Raw genomic sequence first — 21525 nt, 5'->3', positions numbered from 1 at the left:
GCATTCCGGCGCCAGCGAAGACCCGTACCCGCATCAAGGAGAACCCACATGCGTGCAGTTGCTGTTTCCAAACCCGGTGGCCTCGACAGGCTGAGATTGATCGAGCGGGATGTCCGCCCGCCGGGGTATGGCGAAATACAGGTGCAAGTGCGCGCCAGTTCCCTGAATTTTCACGACTACGTGGTAGCGCTGGGCATGCTGCCCACGGACGACGGCCGCATCCCGATGTCCGACGGCGCCGGCGTCGTCACCGCCGTGGGCGAGGGCGTTACTGACTTTGCGGTGGGCGATGACGTACTGAGCTGTTTCTTTCCCGCCTGGCAGGACGGGCGGCCCGACCTGCAGAAAGTGCTCGGCGTGCCCGGCGACCATGTGGATGGGTTTGCCGCTGAAGTCGTCACCATGCCGGCACAGGGTTTCACGCGCATGCCAGCGGGGCTGAGCTACGCCGAGGCGGCCACATTGACCTGCGCCGGGTTGACCGCGTGGCGGGCCCTGGTGGTGGAAACGCATCTGCGGCCCGGGGACTGGGTGCTGGTGCAGGGCAGTGGCGGGGTGTCCGTGTTCGCCCTGCAGTTTGCACGCCAGATGGGTTGCCGGGTGATCGCCACCTCGTCGTCTGATGCCAAGCTGCAGCGGCTCGGCGAACTCGGCGCGGAACAGCTGATCAATTACCGCGAGGTGCCCGCCTGGGGCCAGCGGGTGCAGGAGATTACCGATGGCCGCGGTGCCGACCTGGTGGTGGAAGTTGGCGGGCCAGGTACGCTGCCACAATCCGTGAAGGCGGTGGCTTTTGATGGCTGTATCAGCATGATAGGCGTGTTGACGGGTCTTGCCGGCGAAGTGCCGACAGCGGAGCTGTTCCAGAAGAACGCCCGCATCAGCGGCATTACCGTGGGCAGCAGGGCGCAACAGCTGGACATGCTGGCAGCGGTGGAGGCGGGCGGCCTCAAACCCGTCATCGACAGCAGCTACCCGTTGGAGCAACTGGCAGACGCCTTCCGTCACCAGGAATCCCAACAGCACTTCGGCAAGATCTGCCTGGATATTGGCGGCTAGTACCGGGCTCGAAAGGTGCCAACAGCGCGAACGGGCTGCTATACTCGCGGCCCGCAGCGCCCCCGTAGCTCAGTTGAATAGAGCGACCCCCTCCTAAGGGGTAGGTCCCAGGTTTGAGTCCTGGCGGGGGCACCAAATAGCCATATAAATCAATGGGTTAAAGAGGGCTCTACCCACTTAAAGGGGGATGCACCGGTTTTCACTAAACTCGGTTGATAATGCCATCCCATCCACAGTGGGTTAAGACCCGCAGTCGATAGTTTTCAAAGTTTCTAAATCCATAAGCTCGCCTGGACATCATCTCCATCTTGTTGTGAAAGCCCTCGGTGGGCCCGTTGCTCTTGCTGAATCGCCACATCATGACGATGGGCTCTAGCCAAGATGTCAGGGTCTTGGCCAGTCGCCTGAGCGGGCTTTGCCGCAGCTGCTCGATCAGTTCCAGCAGTTCGGGTAGCTTCGTCTGGGCCGTTTTCTTCTTGAGGTTTTTGAGTAGCAGCAGCGTGTTGAGGCGCTGTCTGGCCCCGTAGAGCGCTGCCAGGACCGGATAGTCGCTCAGGTAGCGCTGCAGGTTTTCGCGCTGCTCCGGCTTTAGGCGCCACGCGTGGCGTCGCATGAGATTCACAAGCCCTCGGTTCTTGCGACCTTCGGGGTGCACGTCGGACCAGACTTTCAGGAAATGCTGGTTGACCAGACGAATGACGTGGAATCGGTCGGCGACAATCTTTGCGCTGGGGAAGTACTGCCGAGCGATGTTGCGGTAGGTTTCCGACAGGTCCATGACGATGAGTTTCACGTTGTCCTTCCCCGGCAATCGCCGCAAATAACCGTCCAAGCTGGCCTCGGAGCGCCCCAGGCGCACATCAAAGACTTTGTTGCGGCGCAGATCCACGAGGGTTGTGGCAAAGCCCCGTTTGCGGGTGAAGAAGTGCTCGTCGATGCCCAGGACCTTGGGGCAGGGCCGGTTCGACATCTCGGATACCCGTCGTTGGCAGTGTGCGTGATACCAGCGTTCGGTGGTCGCCGCGCTGATGCCATGCGTGCGTGTCAGTTTGGCCTGGGTGACGCCGCCGTCGTGGGTCTCGAAGACCTCAAGCCGAAAAGCTTCCGAAGCCCTATAGCGCGGCCGCACGCCCTTGAATCGGTGGCGGAAGTAGCGACCACAGCGGGGGCAGTGATACTTCGGTGCTTTGAGATACAGGGTGATCAGCTGATTCCCCTGACGTGTGTGCTTCAGGGTTCGCTGGTAGGTCGCCTTGATCCGGATCTTCGGATGCTGGCAGTGCAGGCAGCAGGGCCGTTTCCTGGGTTTGGCATAGACAGCGATCGCATCATTGCGATCAACGCGTTCGACCTCCAGCTCCGGAAGGCCTAGTATTAATCCTGCGTGGGACATCGGGGGTTCTCCATTAAATGATTCCGCAAAATCAGTTTAATGAACCCCGGTGTCCCCCTTTAATGATGAAGAGCCTTAAAGAGTTTTAATTTTTATACCTACATAAATGCCTACATAGAAATTCGCTTGCCTGAACTCCGCACCAGTCAATAATCGAGTCCCAGGGTGCCTTGATCCAGCAGACCCTGGGTCTGGGTCCACGGCGCTAAATCCCTCTCGAATGGCGATAACTTAACCGCAGTAGACTGGTTACAGTGTAACCACAAACCCCGACCGGCGGTGACGGGGTTTCCCCTTGCATCGGCCGCAACCCCATGCATTATTGACCCAGAGATCACCCGAGTACCAGGCCCGCCATCGTCACTAGCGAGCGTAGCGGGGTAGTGACGATGGCCCCGAGCCCAGAAAGTACGCCGTCGCCAGGCCGATTTTCGGCAGGACGCGCACGTGACGTGTTCGTAGACTGCCTACCGTAGACCGAATTACCCGTGGCCACTGCGGCTCAGTGGCACAGAGGGGGCCCGCCCTCGACCATCCGGTCACAACGGGCCCGTGCGTCCAGGACTGCTTACGGCGCACCGACCTCAGGGTCGGCAGTCCATTCTCTACATCGCGACCGTCGTCGCTCAACTCAAAGGAGGTGCTTATACCACTACCATTGTCACTCGGCCCCCTGGGGCCACGCGTGTATACACAACAGGAATCTCCCCCAGGAGATCAGTTGTGTAGCCTGTTTACAGGTGCTTTCAGGTCGTAAGGGAGTGGTGTCCCGTGATCCTTGCCGGTTTCCGGATGCGTTGGGTTAGTCCCCCCGCCTGATCAGAAACACTAACCGAGACAGGTAAAACACCGTGAGAGACCTGAACTACCAACTCAAACAGCTCTGCCCTCGCGCCATCGAGGGTTAAGCGCAGGTGCGGTGGTCAGAAGCGCGTCCACACACCCGATGTTTGTTTGTGGTGAGCCGCTGTGGTATCACAGAATCTCAGACGTCTGATCCAGAGCGCGCAAAGATTAATAAAGACATCTTCAAACACATTCGCAGACTCCGTCACCTTCCAGGGGCTGTCCTTGTTAGCTGGTCGCTGCAGAGTCCGGCGACATATGCTACCGGGTCGCTGCAGGGCTGCGAACGTAGCGAAGTCCCAGGTGCGGTCCACTACGACTCGGCTTACTTCCGTGAGAGATGGGAGTCGAATCAGTGGTTATTGGTTTACCCGGCGCCAGAAGGTGAGGTGTCGGCAGCCCCTTCGGGGCTGCTCCCGAGGGAGGATCTGGATCGTCTCGCCGCTGACCCGGGCGCTGCCGGAACGCGGCTGATGGAAACGCTGGAGCGGCATCTGTGTCGTCCCCCGCCTGAGCGCTACACCCTGGACTGGTATACATTTCTGCAGTCCAATCTCGGGGGTAGCGGCGCCGCCTGGCTGACCTTGGCAGCGGGCCAGTTCATCGACGGCGTGCGAGCGTCTAACAAGAGCTGCAACTTCCACTTCGACCGGGAAGGCGAGCTGGTGGGCATCTATTGCCAACTGCTGGCCGCGAAGGATGTCGCCCTGCCTGCGGCAGATTGGCCCGACGAGGCGGATGTGATTCGCGTCGCTGAAGCTGCCTACCTTGCGGACTTACGCAACCTGCCCGGTCCCGGCCAGAAGGTTGAATCCATCGAGCGAGTCTACCGGGGGTCAATCCCGACCCTGATTGCCAGGCATGCCGGTTGCGGTGAGACCGCGGTCAATGCCCGCACACTGGAGGCGCAGTACGGCTGTGATGACTACAGTTGGCCGGAGCGTCCGTACCACGGTATAGCCGAGGGCGAGAGTGTCATACAGCTGCATGACTTGCCGCCGTACTTCGAGGACGGTGTGTTCGCGTTGGATTCCAGTGGAGGCTTTCTGTTGTCCGGCACTGTCCGGCGTTCCTGGACGGATCACGGTGAACCGATGTTTGAGGTAAAGCATTATCTGCTTGCCTTTGACAGTGAGGGAGGGCTGCGCTGGCAGCGCCAGCTTGCCTATCCCGACGCGGTGACTGACATCGTTGCCGACGACGATTTCCTCCTCCTGTGGCAACAGGTGCGTGACCCGGAGGGAAGCGGCCGCGCGGTGTCGCACAAACTGTCTCTGCGTGACGGGGAACCCCTTGAGCCCGAACGGGGGTTCGAGGTGACCGCCTTCCGTGGAATCCTGCCGGACGAGACGGGTCAGCGACTCTATACGGTGCACGAGGCCGATGGGCAGTGGCAGATATGGTCCCGGAACCGGGACGGTGAAATCCTGTGGCGGGCAGATTTGCCGGGGGCCGTCGCGGACAGTGGTCTGTCACTGGTCAATGGGGGCGGCTTGGCGGTGCTGTCCCGGCCCGACGGGGACGACCCCAGGCGTTACGAGGTGCGTCGTCTCGATCGCGACGGCCAGCTGCTGCACCGGGTCGATATTGCGTCAGCTTCAGCGTCAGCGGATCGGTTCGATGCCAGCCTGCTTGGTGTGGGAGAAGATCGTGTATTGCTGTTTGCGCATTCAGAGGGGGATGATCGCCGGGGTATCAATGAGCTGCTTGTTTTCGCCACCGCGGACGGAGGCTTGCTGCGGCGGCACTTGCTGCCAGAGCATCGGCCTCCAGAATGGCTGCCTGATGGGAGGTTCCTCCATTTCGGTGGTGAAGGTGGCTGGGCACTGCTGGCTGAAGCCGGTGCGGATGTCCCCTGGCGCCGCCACTTCGGTTTCGGCGTGCGATCACAGCGCATCACCCACGCTGCAGTCGCAGGCAATGGCAAGCTGGCGTTGCTGGTGAACCTGGAGTACCAGCGCAGCTCATCGCAGACTCCGGATCGCAGAGCTATCCTGCAACTCGACATGGCTACCATGGGAACACCGGCACGCCCTGCGAATTGCCCTGTTGTAACGTACGATACGCTGCGCAACCTCGAGCTGGCCTTGTGGCGCGACTTCCACCTGCATCCTGCCCCCAAGCTGATGGATTATCTCCCCGACCCGGACTGTATTGACGTCGACCGGGTGAAGTACCGGGACTTCATGCAGGACCTGCATGATGACCTGACCCGGCGGGGCTATCGGGCGCCGGGTTTCTTCGTCCACCTTACGGTGGAGTCGGGACAGTCTGGCCTGCGATTCCTGGGCGGCTACGGGGGCAGCTCCGGTGAGGCGGGCGGCTATCAGCTGCGCGCGCACTTCAGCGACGCTGCCCGGCTGGGAGGCTACCTGCAGGACACGCTGGAGCCCCACGCCCGGGTCATCGCGCGATTGCAGGATGATTTTCGGGTACATACCGGGGCCGCGTTGAAGCCATCATATCCTGTGGACAATGGGTTTCCGGATCTGGACAGCATTGCTGCGAACATGAAGCGGGTAGTGGACATGGCGCGCACTGTTCCGTATTCCGACTTTCCTGATTTTGGCGGGTTTGGTGGGTTTGAAGAATCGATCCCGCCAGTGTTGCTGCTGAATGATCACGAACTTGTCCCGCTGAGCTACCGGGGCCCGCGTGGTGATGCTCCCATGGCGCTTGCAGAATCCGGCGTCGAGGAGCTGAAAAGCCTGATCTGGACGCAGTATCAGAAATATTGGGCAGGGGATTCAGCGGCTTGCGGGCAGGAGCACAGTCGAGAAGACAGCCCCGACGAGCGCCTGAGCGCGGCGCTGTACTGCGACGATCCCGATCGGATCCGGCAGGCACTGTCGGAGGGGGCCAACCCCCGATCGAGTGCCGACTACACTGGCCGCCCAATTCTGCACCTCGCCGCCCTGGTCAGTCCCGCCGGGCTGCAGATCCTGATTGATGCCGGCGCTGACCTCCTTATTCGCGACAACCGTGGCAACACCGCCCTGCACTCCGCCGCGCGGCAGGGAGCGAGAACTGCGCTGGCGCGATTATCCGCGGATGCAAGGCTGGCCAACGCGAGTGCGTATGACGACGCAACACCGCTGCACCGGGCGGTGTTTGCACCGGGATTCCCCGCGCCATCGCTGGCGCCCCTGGTGCAGGCGCAAGAGGACATCAATGCGCGCAACATCGATGGCGAAACTGCCCTGCATCTTGCGGTGCATTCGCCGGAGATCGTGGCCCTGCTACTGGAAGCCGGTGCTGAACCGAATGTGCGGGATGAGCGGGGTGCGACACCACTGCATCGCGCCGCGGCGGTCTGGCTGGGGGAGAACAGTGTGAGCCTGCTGCTGGCAGCGGGCGCTGACCCGGGCTTACGTGATGAAGATGGCAATACCGCACGGATGATCGCAGAGCAGCGTCGATTGCCGGCCAACGTCGGAGTGTTGAAAGGGAGGGGGGCACCTTGAAGACCAGTGCTGTCTTGCTGGGTATTTTCCTGCTGCTCGAGCCGCTGCTTATTTATGCCAGTTCCGGGCCAGGTATCGGCCTCCCACCACGGTACCTACAGCCAGGTTCGATGACGTTTCGCTTGCCCTATGACCTGGCATTCAATGGTGGATGCCTCATTGACCTGGCGCCCCAGCAGGTACTGCTGGAGTTCGATGTGGACCGGGATGGGCGGGTGTTATCCGTGCAGACACGAGGTTCGGCACCAGCCCACGAAGCCCTGAACGCACTGCTGCAGGCCGCCCGAGATTTCCGGTTTCCAAAGAAGTTTGTTGAGTGGGAAGCGCTTCCCTACAGCACCGTAGTGGCCTTGCCCTTGCCCAGTCGCGGCTGTTGGCGCCCGCCATTGCACGAGGATGAACAACGGGGTAGTCGCGGCAAGGATACTCTTTCATGAGTTGGTGAAGAGATGCTCGGCTCCTCGTTGACGATCACGGCTGAACCGTTAGTTTTACTCCTAAACCATGCAGGACTTTTACAATCGTCTCGTAGCGAGGCTTGGCGCCCGGGGTCAAAGCCTTGTATAAACTCTCGCGGCCCAGACCAGTGCTGTTGGCAATCGCGGTCATGCCACGAGCTTTTGCGACGTCGGAAACAGCCGCAAGAAATACGTCTGGATTTTCGTCTTCCATGGCAGCGGAAAGATACTCTGCAATCATTTCTTCGCTACCCAGATAGTCTGCAGCGTCAAATCGTTTAAGACCACTCATCTAAGATATCCTCGTACTTCCTGGCCAGTGACTTTGCCCGCTCAATGTCCTTCTTCTGGGAGTTCTTTGTGCCACCGCATAGGACCAACAGCAGGACCTTTCCCTTTTGTTTGAAGTAAATTCTGTACCCGGGACCGTAGTGAATTCGAAACTCGCTCAGTCTCTCCCCGATAGGCTCTACATCTCCAAGGTTTCCAAACTCTGCGGATCGGATCCGGGCAATAATCTTTGCCTTGGCCCTCAGATCCTTGAGCTTGGCAAGCCAGTCATCGAATTCTTCTGTCCGTTGAATGAAATACATGGGGCAATCGTATCCGTTGGGATACGCTAGCGCAAGCGGAATTCCTGGGCTCCGGACATGCCAAAACTGTAGCACCGGTACCGCCCGTGGTTTCTTGCAGGCTTCTCTGATGGAGCAGCCTTGTGGAGCTGCACCCGCTGCGGACGCTATGGATCGACGTTCATCACTCTGCGTTCCCGATTCTGATCACCTTACCCCGCGCCGGCAGCCCCTCCCGGCAAAACCGCTCCCAGTCCTGCATCAGCAGGCGGCGCTTATCAAGTAACTCCGAACGCGCGTACGCGGCTCGGGTGCTGTCGCTGTTCACGTGGGCCAGGGCCAGTTCGCAGACTTCGTCGCGGTAGTTTGTATGCTCCTGCGCCCAGGTGCGGAAGGTGGCGCGGAAACCGTGGACAGTTACGTCATGCCCAAGCTGCTTGGGTACCTTGCTGACGCTCACATCTGACAGCGGGCCGCCTTTTGTATTGTGAAATAGATATTCGCTGTCCCTGGACAAGGATTCCAGCAGAGACACTGCGCTGGTGCATAACGGCACCTTGTGAGCCCTGCCGCCCTTCATGCGCTCTGCCGGGATAGTCCAAACCTTTGCGTGAAGATCCACCTCGTTCCAAGTCGCACCGCGCACTTCCCCGGATCGGGCGGCAGTCAGAATACAGAACTGTAGCGCCTTCGCACTCATGTACTTTTGTTCGGTGAGTCGTTGCATAAATGCGGGCATATCCGCCAGCGACAGTGCCTTGTAATGCCTCACGGTCGATACCTTGCCAGGATTGGGCAGCGATAGTGAGAGATTGCCCGCCCACCGGGCTGGATTGTCGCCGGTTCGCAGGCCCTCGGCGGCAGCCAGATCAAGGATTCGCTCCACGCTGGCCCTCAGTCTGGTCGCCGTCTCGGTCTTTTCCTGCCAGATCGGCTCCAGCATGCGTACTATGTTTGCGCGCTGAATCTCGCTCACTATCATGTGGCCAATAAAGGGGTAGGCATAGCTCGCAAGCTGATTGGTCAGCTTTTGGGTTTGCTTGGCGGTTTTGAACTCCCTGCTCTTCTTGGCGATATATCGGGTCGCGACTTGCTTGAAGGTCAAATCCTTTGCCTGAGCGAGTATCAGCGCTGATCTGGTAGCACGTTTTTCGGCCAGTGGGTCAATGCCCTGGCTGATCAGTTCCGCGTAGGCACGGGCCTTGTCCCGAGCCATTGCCAGAGTCACGTCTGGGTAGCCACCCAACCCCATCTCCTGGCGGCGACTGCCCACCGTCTTCTTGAGAATCCATGAGGCGGCCAGGGTAGGAGACACACTCAAGTGCAGCCCGGCCACGCCGCCGACGGCGTGAAAGCCTGGCGTCAGTGCCTTTCGCTTCAGCTGCAGGGGTGACAGTTCCGGGACCCGTTTTGGCATACCTACGTCTATACCTACATTAAGCATGTGATCTGATGCTACAGCGTACACCGGGTTGGCACAAGAAAAGAAGAAAAAGGTCTATAAAAATAGGGTTGAATGCGATTCAATGTCACGGAATGCTACTGCCCAATGGGCGCTGGCGGGGGCACCAATACCCGCACCCCCTTGCAAATCCCCCGTCCCCGTATCACTCTCTGCACCGTGGAATACCGCTGCACGGCCGTGCAGCGCGGTGGTTTTTTCAAGAGGGATGCCCGATTGCGGTGGCGGTGTATCGCGAGTGTTCTGGCACTCCAGTATCTGGTAACGACGTCGGCTGTTCAGGCGTCGAACCTTCCCGCGGATCGTGAGCGCTATAGCGATGCTGTAGTGGCTATCGACCGCGGCCAGTGGACCGAATACCGGGCGCTGCGTCCGGCGCTCGACAGCTATCCGCTGGCCATGTACCTCGACTATTTTGAGCTCAGTCGCAAGCCCAGCGCAGTGCGCCCCGGGGATGCCCGGTTGTTTTTGCAGCGCAGCGCGGGCACGCCGCTGCCGAACCGGTTCCTGGCGATCTACCTGCAACGCGCGGGTCAGGAACAGCGCTGGGATGATTTTCTCGCCGTCATGCCAACTGAGCCCAACAGTATCGAGCTGAAATGCTACTTTTTGCGGGCGAAGCTTGCCGCCGGAGACCCACTGGTGGCCTGGGAGGGGGCCGAGCGGCTCTGGGTCCATGGTGAGTCGCGCCCCAAAGCCTGTGATCCGTTGTTTGCGGCCTGGCAGAAAGCCGGGCAGCTGCAGGACGAGGTGGTCTGGGCGCGGTTGCTGAAAGCCTTCGACGCGCGGCAGCGCAGCCTCATGACCTACGTGGCACGCAAGGGCAGTGATGACCTCCAGCCCTGGTCCGAACGGCTGCTGCAGGCCTATGTAAATCCCGATCAGATGAAGTCCCGGCTCGCCCCGAGTGACAATCCGAAAGCGGCTGACATCGTTGCACACGGCACCGCCTATTTTGCGCGCTACAGACCGGAGGCGGCGTTGGCGCAGTGGCAGTATTTTCAGGCACGCATGGCATTTTCAGCGGAGCAGCAGGCCCTCGCGGAGCGCGAGCTGGCGCTGCGCAGCCTGTTTGCACGCTCCGCCGCCAACCTGGATTGGGTGGAGGCGGCGCTCGCCAGGCTGAACGACGATCTGCTGGTTGAAGTCCGCATGCGCTGGGCACTGGAGGAACAGGACTGGCAGGCACTGGCGGCAAACCTGCAGAAGCTCTCCAGCGAGGGCAAGGCGCAACCGGCCTGGCGCTACTGGCGAGCCGTGCTCTTTGAGCGCAGTGGCGACAGGGCGCTCGCCGAGGCGCTGTTCAGGGAACTGGCTGCAGAGCGCGACTACTATGGCTTTCTCGCCGCCGACCGCCTCGCCCTGCCGTATCAGTTCAACCCCCAGGTCGTCACCCTGCCTGCGGAGCGGATGGCGCCCTTGCGCGAGCTGCCTGTGGTGCAGCGCATCGAAGAACTCTACCATCACGACAAGGAAAACCTGGCGCACTCCGAGTGGTACCAGGTGCTGCAGATGACCACCGCAGAGGAGCAGGTGGAGCTAGCGGCATTGGCCGCTGATCTCGGTTGGCACCGCATGGCAATCGATGCGGCGAACCGCGCCCAGGCCTGGGATGCGCTGGACCTGCGCTTTCCGCTGCCTTACCGCGACACCTTTGCCCGAATGGCGTCACAGCGGGGCGTGGCAACGACTGAGCTCATGGCCATTGCCCGGCGTGAAAGTGCGTTTTACGCCGGTGCGCGGTCGCCAGTGGGTGCGCGCGGCCTGATGCAGGTTATGCCTGCCACTGGCCGGGAGGTTGCCGCCAGCCTCGGTACGCCGCATTCCGACAGCGCGCTGTTTGATGTCGAACACAACGTGTTGCTTGGCAGCGCGTATTATCGGCAGTTGCTGGACCGTTACGACGGCAATCGGGTGCTGGCGCTGGCGGCCTACAATGCCGGCCCACACCGGGTGACACGGTGGCTGAATCCGCAGGATGAGACGGTACCGGTAGATGTCTGGATCGAAACCATTCCTTTTCGGGAAACCCGCAACTACGTACAGGCCGTGCTGGCCTACAACGTGGTTTTCCAGTACCAGTTGGGCACGGCTGGCAGTCTGCTGACGGAACGTGAACGTCAGCGCGCGTATTGAGCGCTGGCGGTGACGGCTGCGCCACAATTCAGTTTTGTGATCCCGGTGCTCAACGAGGGGCCGCGTATCAAGGGCCTGCTGGATGCATTGAGCGCGGCCTTTCCCCGGGCTGAGCGTATTGTGGTCGACGGCGGCAGTGTCGATGACAGTGTGGCGCAGGCCTTGCCCGGTGCGACCGCGTTGCTGATGACCGCAGCCGGCAGGGCGGCACAGATGAACCTGGGGGCGCAGACCGCGCGGGGAGAGTATCTGTTGTTCCTGCACGCCGACACTTACCCCCTGTTTGCCGGCGATGCGCTGTCGACGGCGCTCTCTGCGCGCCCGGCCTGGGGTTTCTTTGCCGTGTGCCTGGATGGCAGACGCGCCGTGTTCAGGGTGATCGAGCGGGCGATCAGCTGGCGCTCCCGGGCAAGCGGCATTGGCACGGGTGACCAGTTGCTGTTCGTGCGTCGCGATGTGTTCGAGGCGGCAGGAGGCTACGCCGCGATCCCCCTGATGGAAGACGTCGAGCTGAGTGCGCGTTTGCGCCGGCAGCACAGGCCCCTGGTGCCTCGCGGCCTGCGGGTACAAACGGCGAGTCGGCGCTGGGAGCAGCGCGGCGTGGCCCGCACCGTCCTGCAGATGTGGCGGCTGCGGCTGGCCTTCGCACTGGGGGTAAGCCCCGAGCGCTTGTGGCGGCAGTACTACGGGGCGCCGCGGTGAGTGTCTTGCTGCAGCAGTTTGCCCGGCTCCCGGTCCCCGGCCGGGTGAAAACCCGCATGCAACCGGTGCTCAGTGCGGAACAGGCGTGCGCCCTGCACGAGGCCCTTGTGTTGTGGACCAGTCGCAGGCTGTTGCAGGCGGGTCTCGGGACAGTGGAGCTGTGGGCGGCAGGCGGTGTCGACCATCCGCTGTTCCGGCGCTGCCTGGGTGAGGGGGTGAGCCAGATCTGCCTGCAGCGGGGCGACGACCTGGGTCATCGCATGCAGTGCGCGCTGGCAAGCGGGCTGCGACGGGCCGCAGCGGTGTTACTGGTGGGCAGCGATTGCCCGGAGATCGACGCCGGCTACCTGCGCGCTGCGACGCGCGCACTGCAACACGTCGACCTTGTGTTAGGGCCGGCACTGGACGGCGGGTTTGTCTTGATCGGTGTGCGCCGCCCGGTATCTGACGGGGTGTTCGCGAACGTGCGGTGGGGCTCGGAAACCGTGCTGGAGGAGACCCTCAACGGAGCGCAGGCGGCGGGCTACAGTGTACAACTGCTTACGGCCCTGCAGGACATAGACCGCCCGGAGGATTTGCCGGTCTGGGAAGGGCTGCAGGCAGCGGTCGACCCTGCGGTCAGGCGCTAGCGGCTGCCGCGGTGTGCTGTGGTTCCTCGGCACTGGCCCGGGAACGCTGGTACAGCAGCCAGGCTATGGCGGTGCAGTAGCCGAGGTTGGTCTGCAATTCGCCGTCCGGATCGCTCAGGAAGGCGCGCTGGCTGGCAAGCCCCCGGATGCGGCTCGCCATTTCCGGGCGATAGGCCAGGTAGCGATCCCAGATATCGCGGTGCTGCGCTGCGGTAATGTGGTAGAGGCCGAGCCCGTTGCTGCGCTGCGAGAACAGGCCCAGTTCCGGTGCCGCGATGGCGGCCTGAAGCAGGAAGTCTTCACAGGCCGGTGTCCACACGCCGAGGTATTTCAGTGTGGGCCGGATGACTTGGTCTCTCAGGTGTTCTGCCGTGACGTACATGGGCCGTATCCTCTCGGGAAGCCGATTGAATGCTCTACCGCCGTATCGTGTCTCAATCCTCTATCGGCGCTGTTATTGTGAGTACCCTGCCCGGTAGTGCGGCTCGAACACCCGGATGCGCCTGAGGTCTTTTTTAGCACAGGAATAGGATAAATCCAACAAAAATAACGGGTTGCGAGTAATTATTTACTAAATGGATGCGGAAGACTGTGTAACTGGCTTTTTCTATGCCTCAGGTCCAGTGAATAACGTCGTCTAAAGTCTGTTAAATGTGGCAAATGAATAGTTAAAATTCGATAAAAGTATCGAATCAGCCGCCTGCGATCTTTACTGTAAAGCCGCGTCGCTCCAACTCGGTTTTCAGCAGCTGACGTTGGTCACCCTGGATTTCCACCACATCGTCCTTGACCGATCCACCCACTCCGCACTTCTGCTTCAGGGCCTTGGCAAGGGATTTGAGCGCTTCGCCGGTGAGCGGCAGTCCGCGAATCAGCGTAACGGCCTTGCCCCCGCGCCCCTTCGTTTCCCGGTGCAGGCGCACGATGCCGTCACCCACTGTGGCGGGGCGATCCCTGCCGCACACACAGCTGGCTTCCGGGCGCTGGCACTGTGGGCACAGCCGGCCCCCGTCGGTGGAGTAGACAAGGCGGGAGTTCTGGGCGTCGCGTCGCGGCACGGGGATTTCCTTGTTGAGCGGTCCCCGGCAGTATATTAGCCTCGGCGCTGCAATTGAATGGCGCCACAAGGAGGCACCCCGTGAAGAAAAAGGAATTGCTGCAGATGGTCGAAGACCTGCAGAGCCAGGTCGCCTTCCAGGAGGATGCGCTGCAGGCGCTGCAGGCGGCTCTGACCGGCCAGCAACAGGATCTGCTGGTGCTGCGTCGGCAGCTGCAGCTGCTCAAGGAGCGGCAGGATGAGCAGGCTGCGGCCCTCGATGACGCACGCCCGGAGGGTCGCGAGGCGCCGCCTCATTACTGAGCGCGGGCGCGGGACAACCGCGGGTAAGGCGCGCAGCGCCCGGTGCAACTTGCCTCCCGCGGGCAAATCGCCCACACTTTGGCGCTTTTTGCATACGCATCAAACTGACAGGAAAAGAGCATGTCCGACGCTTCTGCCCGTAAAGATACCCCTGCCCAGGCCGAATTCCGCGCCTATTGCCGCGACTGGCTGGCTGCCAACAAGCCCGGTGAGCCGCCGGTGCGCTTGCCGCAGACCCCGCTTGAGATCATGACCACAGAGCAGCTGGGCTACCTGCAGGCCTGGCAGAAGGCCGCCTATGACGCGGGCCTGGTCGGCTGCGACTACCCGGAAGCAGTCGGGGGCGGCGGGCGCAAGGACTGCCAGCGCGTGGCCAATGAAGAAATGCTGGCCGCCCGCACGCCGTTCTTTCCCAATGTGATCGGTCTCGGCATGGCGGCGCCGACGGTCTTTTACCATGCGCAGGAAGCGGTCAAAGCAGAGCTTCTGCCCCGGCTTTTCTCCGGTGAGGATATCTGGTGCCAGGGGTTCAGTGAGCCCGGTGCGGGTTCCGACCTGGCCAGTGTGCAGACCTTTGCGGAAAAGCGCGGCGACCGGTGGGTGATTAATGGCCACAAGGTGTGGACCTCCCTTGCGCACTTTGCCGAGTGGATGATCATCCTCCTGCGCACCGACAAGTCACACAAGTACGATGGACTCTCGTACTTCGTCGTACCCATCCGTGCCGCACTGGGTAACGGCGTGACTGTGCGGCCGCTGATCAAGATCACCGGTGAAACCGGCTTCAATGAAGTGATTTTCGACAATCTCGAGGTTGACGACCGCTATCGCCTGGATGAGTTGGGCAAGGGGTGGCAGGTGGCGATGACCACGCTGCTGCACGAACGCGGCGCCGGCGAGTTGCAGACCCCGCGCTCCGGTGGCATGAAGAACCGCTCCAGCCACAACATCACGACGTCCGCCGTTATCGAGCTCGCGCGGCAGACACGCCGGGGTGCCGGCGCAGCAGCCGACGACCCACTGCTGCGCGACAAGTTGATGCGTCAGCTTATTCGTGAAGAGGGGCTGAAGCAGAACCAACGGCGCTCGCGCGTGCAGGCGCTGCTGGACCATCCCATGCGTCTGCCGCTGCAGAACAAGCTCCTTGCCAGTGAGATTGCCCAGTCGATCGCTTCCCTGGCGGTCGAGGTGGAGGGCATGGCGTCATCGCTGTATATGGGAGACAGCAATGCGCCCGCAGGGGGGCAATGGCCGCTGTCCTACATGAATTCCTACGGCATGACCATCGCCGCAGGCACCAGCGAGGTACAGCGCAATATCCTCGGCGAGCGTGTGCTCGGCCTGCCCAAATCGAAGTAAGTTGAAGCCGTTGCAAGGAGAATACCGATGACACAACCCAACAACTACGGCTTCGGTGAAGAGGCTGCGCTGCTCAAGGACTCTGCGCGCAAGTTTTTCCGTGAGCATTTCCCCACCGACAGGCTGCATGCGCTGGTCGCCGCAGACCCCACTCCCGGGCGGGCGCCGACCTGCCAGTGGGATGAGGCGCTCTGGGCGCAGTTGGTGGAACTCGGCTGGACCGTGCTCGCCGTGCCGGAGGAAGCGGGGGGTGTCGGCATGCCGGTGGCCGCGGTCGCCGGGCTGGTTGAAGAGGTGGGTCGTGCGGCCTTCCCCTGTCCGCTGTTGGGTACCCTGAATGCGACCTACGTGCTGGTGGCCTGTGGCGAGGCGGGGGCCGTGGGACTGGCAGATATTGCCGCCGGCAAAGCCGCGACCCTTGCCCTGACGGACAGGCACGGCGCCTGGGACCCCGCCGCGACCGAGGTCGAATACCGCGATGGCGGGCTTTATGGCACTGCCTGGTTCGTGCAGGATGCGGGCAAGTGCGAGCGGTTGCTGGTGTGTGCCAGCACCGATGCGGGTTACGGTCTTTTCTGGGTCGACGCCCATGCGGCAGGCGTCACTGCCGAGGCCGACGGCATTGTCGACCTCACCCGGGATCAGGCGCATATCGTGTTCGATGGCGCAGCGGGCATCGAGGTCAGTGGCAACGCGCTGTCGGCCCTGCACCAGGCCATGCCGGCGATCTGGACCCTGGTGGCTGCCGATATGGTCGGTGCCGGCGAATGGCAGTTGCAGACCACGGTGGAGTACGTCAGCACGCGCAAGCAGTTTGACCGGCCGCTGGGTTTTTTCCAGGCCATCAAGCACCCGTTGGTAGAGGTGATGGTGCAGATCGACGAGGCGAAGTCCCTGGTCTACAACGCCGCCTGTGCCTGCGACAGCGAGCCGGAGAAAGCGGCGCAGTACGCACACATGGCCAAGGCGTCGGCGAGTGACATGGCGGCCTACGCCAGTAGCCGCTCGGTACAGAGCCACGGTGGCATCGGTTTTACCTGGGAGTGCTATGTGCACCTGTACTTCAAGCGCCAGAAGCATTCCCAGATGTTGTGGGGTGACGGTGCCTGGCACCGGGCCCGTCTGGCCGATATTGTAATCGGCACTGCGGCATGAAGCCCCTGCAGCGTACTAGGGAGACCACGCTATGAATTGGAAAACCTGGGTGTTGCTGGGGATCACATTTGCCCTGGGCATGTTCACACTGTTTTCGATCGCCACCCGCTTGCCGGCTCCGCCCGAGCACCAGGTGTTCGTCAATGGCGACGTCCTCACGATGGATGCCAACAACCGGGTCGTACAGGCACTGTCGGTGCGCGGCGAGCACATCGAGGCGCTGGGCAGCAACGAGGACATCATGGCCTTGGTGGACGACCGCACCGAGGTGATCGACCTCGCGGGCCGGACCCTGATGCCGGGCTTTATTGATGCGCACGGGCACTTCCCCGGCTCCGCAATGAACACGGTCGCCGTCGACCTGAACAGTCCGCCGATTGGTGAGATCAAGGATATGGCGGGGCTGCTGGACGCGCTGCGCGCCAGGGCCGCCGTGGTGCCGGAGGGCGAGTGGGTCACCGGATTCGGTTACGACGACACCCTGCTGGCAGAGCGTCGGCACCCCACCCGTGAGGAGCTGGATGCGGTCGCGCCCGGGCGCCCGGTCGCGCTCCTGCACATTTCCGGGCACATGGTGGTCGCCAATAGCCTTGCGCTGGAAGCCGTGGGCATCGGCCCGGAAACGCCGGACCCGGAAGGGGGGGTGATTGCGCGTGACCCCGACAGCGGTGAGTTGACCGGCCTGCTGGAGGAGACAGCCCGCCTGCCTGTGGCCGCACGCATGCTTGATCTCGGTGCGCTGGATTTCCTGCGCATGGTGAGCGCCGCGGTACGCGAGTACGCCGAGTACGGTGTCACTACGGCGCAGGCGGGCGGTGCAGCGCCGCAGATGGTGACCGGCTTCAAGCTCGCCAGCCACCTCGGCCTGATCCCCCTGCGACTGATGATTTTTCCCATGGAGGATGACTACGGTGAGGCGATCGCGGCGGGTACCTTCGACAGCGCCGACCTCGCTGCACCGCGCATTGACGTGGGTGCGGTAAAGATCGTCGCAGACGGCAGTATCCAGGGCTTTACCGGCTACCTTACGCGCCCCTATCACACGCCGTTCCACGGCGATGCGGATTACCGGGGCTATGCGGCGGTGCCCAGGGAGCGCCTGTTCGAGAAGATTGCGTCACTGCACGCCGCAGGGCAGCAAATTGCGGTGCATGGTAATGGCGATGCCTCGATCGACGACATCCTGGACGCGTTTGCCGCGGCACAGGCAGAACATCCCGTCGCAGATCCGCGGCTGATCCTGATTCACGCGCAAATGGCCCGCGAGGACCAGATCCAGCGCATGGCAGAACTGGGGGTGACGCCGAGCTTTTTCGCGGCCCATACGTTCTTCTGGGGTGACCGCCACCGCGACATCTTCATCGGCCCGGAGCGTGCAGCACAGATCAGCCCGGCTGCCTGGGCACAGACGGCGGGCCTGCGCTTCAGCTCCCACATGGATACCCCGGTGACCCCGATGCGGCCTCTGCAGGCGGCGTGGAGCCTGGTACATCGGCAGACCTTTGCCGGCGACGTGCTGGGCCCGGAACAGCGCGTAGATGTGATGACCGCGCTGCGTGCGGTGACCATCGACGCCGCCTGGCAGATCTTCCAGGAGGATAATCGGGGCTCGCTGGAACCGGGGAAATTCGCGGATCTGGTGTTGCTGGACGGCAGTCCGCTGCGCGACCCCATGGCTATGCGGGAACTCAAGGTGGACGCGACCTGGGTGGGCGGTGCGCTGGTGTACAAGCGCGGCTAGGCAGCGGCGTGGACACCCGCGCCGCGATTCGCTATAAAGCGGGGGCAGTGCCGCTACTCGCGCCGGCAGGTGACAACAAACAAGGGAATGCCCCTCACCCATGTACCTCTACAGCGTTGACAGAACACTGACCTTCACCTCCGAAGATATGGTTCTGTTCAAGGAGTCACCCTTCGCCAGCTGGATGGAGCGCCTGACGATCGAGAATCCGGCGCACGGTGTTGCCCCGGACCCGGGCAGTGCCGTGCCCGGTGACAGCGCCAGCCGGCAGGACGCCGTCGCCGCTGTGCTTGCCAGGAACGGTCGGCAGGTCACCTTGGTGGACTGGGACGCGCCGGAAGCCCTGCGGCGCAGTGATACCCTCGCTGCCATGCGCAGCGGCGCGCAGTTTATTGTCAACGGCCAGCTCGCGGTGGGGCCATTGGCCGCGTCCAGCCAGCTGCTGATGCGCACTCGCGGTTATTCAGAGCTGGGTAACCATCTCTACATACCCTGTGATACGCAGGGTAAAACCAATCAGCACGATGCTTTCAGGCTCTGCTTCATTGCCGATCTCCTGCACAGCCTGCAGGGGGTTCTGCCGCCGAAGATGGTGATTTTTCGTGCGGGCGGGCAGGCGCTGCATCTGAATACCGAAGACCATATCTATCACTATCGCGCGGTCAAGCAGCACTTCATGGCCGCGCAGCGCGAGTTTCGCAAGCACCGTATGCCGGATCCGGCGCTGTCCGTCCATTTCGGCCGCTGGAGGGATTGCGCCAACGCGGTGCTGCGCCAGCGGGCCCTGCAGGGTGACACCCACTGGCAGGCGCAGGAACGGCAGGGCGAGGTGGCCCCGCTGCCGGAGAGCGTGCCAGCCGCGCCCCGCGCGCTGCTGGCAGAAGGCAGTGATGCGGCGCTGCAGGGCCTGGAGTTCATCGGCAGTGGCGGTGTTTCGGTGAAACGCCCTCCTGGCCGTGCGGCCCGTGCGGGCGATCGTCGACGTAGACCCGTGCCACCGGCGGTGCTGGGCGGTGCTGCGGTGCCGCCTCAGCCGGAAAAAACAGAGCCCGTGGCGCACCCGCTGGATACCCCGGGATTCAGCGTTGCGCGTCGCGATGAGCCGCTTCCGCGGCGTGCCTATGCAGTATCCTCAGCAGGGCGCAGGTGCGAGCCGCTGGAGGACAGACCGGGTGAGCAGGACACACCCAGGCGTTTCACGCCCGTGCCGTTTTCCGCCAGTCTGAACACCAGTGAAAGTTTCGACGGCTGAGGGCTGAGCGCCCTAGGGTGTACTCAACAGCGCCTTCTGTGGCCTGATAAACAGCCCCTCACAGCTTGCCGTGACCTCACCCCCCACCAGCATTTCGCCAGTGACCACGGTTTTGCGCCCGGTGGAATCCTGCAGCGTCGCGCGCAGCGACAGGTCGGTGTTCAGCGGTGTCGGCCGGTGGTAGCGCACGGTCAAGGTGCCGGTCATCCCCGGGTTATCTCCCGCCAGCTGTGCCATACCGAGAAACTGGTCGAAAATGGCGGCAATGAAGCCACCGTGAATGAACCCGGGTGGGCCTTCGTAGGCGTGGCCACAGCGGACCGTGCCGAAGGCTTCACGTCCCTTCAGCCACATGTTGAGCGCCGGTGAGAGGGGGTTGCTCCACCCGCCCAGCGCGTTCAGCTCATGGTTCACCTCTCCGTGGCCACCGTGTTTCCCGTCGGCGATGAAGGCCTCCAGGCCGTAGAGGCGCGGCTGGGCGCCGAGCGCAGCGTTCTCCTGCTCAAGGCGCTGTGCCAGCGCATTCAGGCGCTCGGTATCCGCATCACTCGTTACGAGGGTTTCAGTCAGCGCGCGCAGCGCCTCTGCTGCCCTGCGTTTGGCCTCCCAGTGTGGGGAGAAAGGGGGTGACACTTCTTCGGAAGCAAAGGGGCTGAATACCGCCTTGCTCCGGTCGCGGTTGTCGAACATGCATGGGGTCCTGTTGTGTCGTGTGCGTCAGCGCAGGCTGCGAAAGCAGGTGCGCAGTTCATTGACCATCACTTCCGGCTGTTCCAGGGCGGCGAAGTGCCCGCCACTGGACAGCTCGTTCCAGTGAATGAGGTTGTGGAAACGCTGCTCCGCCCAGCGTCGACTGCTGCGAAAAATCTCTTTCGGAAAGATGGAGCAGCCAGTGGGCATCGTGATCGGTTCCAGAGAGGGGTTGTTGAAGCTCTCCCAGTACAGGCGTGCGGAACTCGCCCCGGCATTGTTCAGCCAGTAGAGCATCACGTTGTCCAGCAGTTCATCGCGGCTGATCACGTTCTCGGGATGTTTGACGCCGCTGCGCTCGCAGTCCGTCCAGGCCCAGAACTTTTCAATGATCCACGCCATCTGCCCCACAGGTGAGTCGGCGAGTCCGTAGCCCAGGGTCTGCGGCCGGGTGGACTGCTGCTTTGAGTAGCCGGAATCCCACTGTGCGTAATAGGTCATGCCATCAAGCGCAGACTGCTCGTTCGCAGTCAGGTCGTTCATCGTGTCGGGGTCGGGTGACACGATGGGCATGGTGATGTGAATGCCCGCGCAGTGACGGGTTTCGGTCTGCCCGATGCTCTGTGTGATTACACTGCCCCAGTCACCACCCTGGGCGACATAGCGGTCGTAACCCAGACGTGCCATGAGTTCACCCCACAGGCGTCCAATCACTTCGACGGAGGTCCCGGTGGCCGCTGGTTTGCCCGAGAATCCGTAGCCCGGCAGCGAGGGAATCACGACATGGAATGCATCCGCTGCGTCGCCGCCGTGTGCGACCGGGTCGACCAGTGCATCGATAATATGACGGAACTCAAGCACTGACCCGGGCCAGCCGTGTGAGATAATCAGTGGCAGTGCGTCGGGGTGGGGTGAACGGCAGTGCAGGAAGTGGATGTCGATGCCGCCGAGACGCGTACGGAATTGCGGCCAGCGGTTCAGTTCCGCCTCGCAGCGCCGCCAGTCATAGTCCTGCGCCCAGTACTGCGCCAGTTCCTGCGTGTAGGCGAGCGGGATACCCTGGCTCCAGTCGTCGCAGGTTTGCGGGTCAGGCCAGCGGGTGGTGCCCAGGCGGCGCCGCAAATCGTCCAGATCGGCGTCAGGGATATCGACAGTGAATGGCAGAACGGTTGTGTCAGACATGGTAGAACCCTCAAAGAAGCGCTCTACCGTAGCCAGAGGAACCTGTCGATGCAAGCAGCGGCGGT

General features: G+C 62.4%; 19 protein-coding genes and 1 tRNA gene. 12 read left to right on the top strand and 8 right to left on the bottom strand.

Annotation, left to right across the window (positions count from 1 at the left end; genetic code table 11):
* Nucleotides 1-48 precede the first annotated feature (48 nt).
* Nucleotides 49-1059 (top strand): NAD(P)-dependent alcohol dehydrogenase, encoded by a 1011-nt coding sequence (locus tag R3E49_RS04970; protein WP_290739135.1) that lies wholly within the window; start codon nucleotides 49-51, stop codon nucleotides 1057-1059.
* A 58-nt stretch (nucleotides 1060-1117) separates the two neighbouring features.
* Nucleotides 1118-1194, top strand: a tRNA-Arg gene (locus tag R3E49_RS04965).
* A 67-nt stretch (nucleotides 1195-1261) separates the two neighbouring features.
* Here R3E49_RS04965 and R3E49_RS04960 read toward each other — a convergent pair.
* Complete coding sequence (locus R3E49_RS04960; protein WP_371294027.1) at nucleotides 1262-2452, bottom strand: ISL3 family transposase; 1191 nt, start codon at nucleotides 2450-2452, stop codon at nucleotides 1262-1264.
* 1235 nt (nucleotides 2453-3687) lie between these two features.
* On the opposite strand from R3E49_RS04960, the gene R3E49_RS04955 reads away from it, so the two are divergent.
* Both R3E49_RS04955 and R3E49_RS04950 read left to right on the top strand, forming a co-directional pair.
* Nucleotides 3688-6762 carry an ankyrin repeat domain-containing protein gene (locus R3E49_RS04955; RefSeq protein ID WP_286983413.1) on the top strand — a complete coding sequence of 1025 codons (3075 nt, stop codon included), beginning with the start codon at nucleotides 3688-3690 and terminating at the stop codon, nucleotides 6760-6762.
* Nucleotides 6759-7199 (top strand): energy transducer TonB, encoded by a 441-nt coding sequence (locus tag R3E49_RS04950; RefSeq protein WP_286983412.1) that lies wholly within the window; start codon nucleotides 6759-6761, stop codon nucleotides 7197-7199. The genes R3E49_RS04955 and R3E49_RS04950 overlap by 4 nt, the downstream gene beginning before the upstream one ends.
* 34 nt (nucleotides 7200-7233) lie before the next feature.
* On the opposite strand, the gene R3E49_RS04945 is transcribed toward R3E49_RS04950, so the two are convergent.
* The 3 genes from R3E49_RS04945 to R3E49_RS04935 form a co-directional block, all read right to left on the bottom strand.
* Entirely contained in the window at nucleotides 7234-7512 is a 279-nt protein-coding gene (locus R3E49_RS04945; RefSeq protein WP_286983411.1) for an addiction module antidote protein, read from the bottom strand.
* A complete protein-coding gene (locus R3E49_RS04940; RefSeq protein ID WP_286983410.1) occupies nucleotides 7499-7813 on the bottom strand; it encodes a type II toxin-antitoxin system RelE/ParE family toxin in 315 nt (104 codons plus the stop codon). The genes R3E49_RS04945 and R3E49_RS04940 overlap by 14 nt, the downstream gene beginning before the upstream one ends.
* A gap of 163 nt (nucleotides 7814-7976) precedes the next feature.
* The gene (locus R3E49_RS04935) at nucleotides 7977-9209 is read right to left on the bottom strand and encodes a site-specific integrase (RefSeq protein WP_286983577.1); all 1233 of its coding nucleotides are present in this window, start codon (nucleotides 9207-9209) and stop codon (nucleotides 7977-7979) included.
* A gap of 372 nt (nucleotides 9210-9581) precedes the next feature.
* On the opposite strand from R3E49_RS04935, the gene R3E49_RS04930 reads away from it, so the two are divergent.
* Genes R3E49_RS04930 through R3E49_RS04920 form a run of 3 tightly spaced genes read left to right on the top strand, consistent with a single transcriptional unit; the run spans nucleotide 9582 to nucleotide 12721 of the window.
* Nucleotides 9582-11390: a transglycosylase SLT domain-containing protein gene (locus R3E49_RS04930; protein ID WP_371294026.1), complete on the top strand. Its 1809-nt coding sequence runs from the start codon at nucleotides 9582-9584 to the stop codon at nucleotides 11388-11390.
* A gap of 9 nt (nucleotides 11391-11399) precedes the next feature.
* On the top strand, nucleotides 11400-12092 hold the full coding sequence (locus R3E49_RS04925) for a TIGR04283 family arsenosugar biosynthesis glycosyltransferase (RefSeq protein WP_371294025.1): 693 nt from the start codon (nucleotides 11400-11402) through the stop codon (nucleotides 12090-12092).
* A complete protein-coding gene (locus tag R3E49_RS04920; RefSeq protein WP_371294024.1) occupies nucleotides 12089-12721 on the top strand; it encodes a TIGR04282 family arsenosugar biosynthesis glycosyltransferase in 633 nt (210 codons plus the stop codon). Before R3E49_RS04925 ends, R3E49_RS04920 begins: the two co-directional genes overlap by 4 nt.
* On the opposite strand, the gene R3E49_RS04915 is transcribed toward R3E49_RS04920, so the two are convergent.
* Both R3E49_RS04915 and R3E49_RS04910 read right to left on the bottom strand, forming a co-directional pair.
* Complete coding sequence (locus R3E49_RS04915) at nucleotides 12711-13103, bottom strand: hypothetical protein (protein ID WP_290739147.1); 393 nt, start codon at nucleotides 13101-13103, stop codon at nucleotides 12711-12713. The genes R3E49_RS04920 and R3E49_RS04915 overlap by 11 nt on opposite strands.
* A 310-nt stretch (nucleotides 13104-13413) precedes the next feature.
* Nucleotides 13414-13779 (bottom strand): translation initiation factor Sui1, encoded by a 366-nt coding sequence (locus tag R3E49_RS04910; protein WP_290739150.1) that lies wholly within the window; start codon nucleotides 13777-13779, stop codon nucleotides 13414-13416.
* 80 nt (nucleotides 13780-13859) lie between these two features.
* Here R3E49_RS04910 and R3E49_RS04905 point away from each other — a divergent pair, with 80 nt between their 5' ends.
* The 5 genes from R3E49_RS04905 (at nucleotide 13860) to R3E49_RS04885 (ending at nucleotide 19588) form a co-directional block, all read left to right on the top strand.
* Nucleotides 13860-14081 (top strand): SlyX family protein, encoded by a 222-nt coding sequence (locus R3E49_RS04905; protein ID WP_290739153.1) that lies wholly within the window; start codon nucleotides 13860-13862, stop codon nucleotides 14079-14081.
* 120 nt (nucleotides 14082-14201) lie between these two features.
* The gene (locus R3E49_RS04900) at nucleotides 14202-15440 is read left to right on the top strand and encodes an acyl-CoA dehydrogenase family protein (protein ID WP_371294023.1); all 1239 of its coding nucleotides are present in this window, start codon (nucleotides 14202-14204) and stop codon (nucleotides 15438-15440) included.
* Nucleotides 15441-15467: 27 nt separating this feature from the next.
* Nucleotides 15468-16595: an acyl-CoA dehydrogenase family protein gene (locus R3E49_RS04895; protein WP_371294022.1), complete on the top strand. Its 1128-nt coding sequence runs from the start codon at nucleotides 15468-15470 to the stop codon at nucleotides 16593-16595.
* Nucleotides 16596-16626: 31 nt separating this feature from the next.
* Nucleotides 16627-18336 (top strand): amidohydrolase, encoded by a 1710-nt coding sequence (locus R3E49_RS04890; RefSeq protein ID WP_371294021.1) that lies wholly within the window; start codon nucleotides 16627-16629, stop codon nucleotides 18334-18336.
* A 100-nt stretch (nucleotides 18337-18436) separates the two neighbouring features.
* The gene (locus R3E49_RS04885; RefSeq protein WP_371294020.1) at nucleotides 18437-19588 is read left to right on the top strand and encodes a hypothetical protein; all 1152 of its coding nucleotides are present in this window, start codon (nucleotides 18437-18439) and stop codon (nucleotides 19586-19588) included.
* A 12-nt stretch (nucleotides 19589-19600) separates the two neighbouring features.
* On the opposite strand, the gene R3E49_RS04880 is transcribed toward R3E49_RS04885, so the two are convergent.
* Together R3E49_RS04880 and R3E49_RS04875 are read right to left on the bottom strand one after the other, a co-directional pair.
* On the bottom strand, nucleotides 19601-20278 hold the full coding sequence (locus tag R3E49_RS04880; protein ID WP_371294019.1) for a PaaI family thioesterase: 678 nt from the start codon (nucleotides 20276-20278) through the stop codon (nucleotides 19601-19603).
* Nucleotides 20279-20305: 27 nt separating this feature from the next.
* Complete coding sequence (locus R3E49_RS04875) at nucleotides 20306-21460, bottom strand: epoxide hydrolase family protein (protein ID WP_371294018.1); 1155 nt, start codon at nucleotides 21458-21460, stop codon at nucleotides 20306-20308.
* Nucleotides 21461-21525 lie beyond the last annotated feature (65 nt).

It is taken from the genome of Haliea sp., assembly GCF_041395985.1.
Lineage (GTDB): Bacteria > Pseudomonadota > Gammaproteobacteria > Pseudomonadales > Halieaceae > Haliea.
The sequence above is the reverse complement of the archived record's forward strand: the minus strand, read 5'-3'. Positions and strand labels throughout refer to the sequence as shown.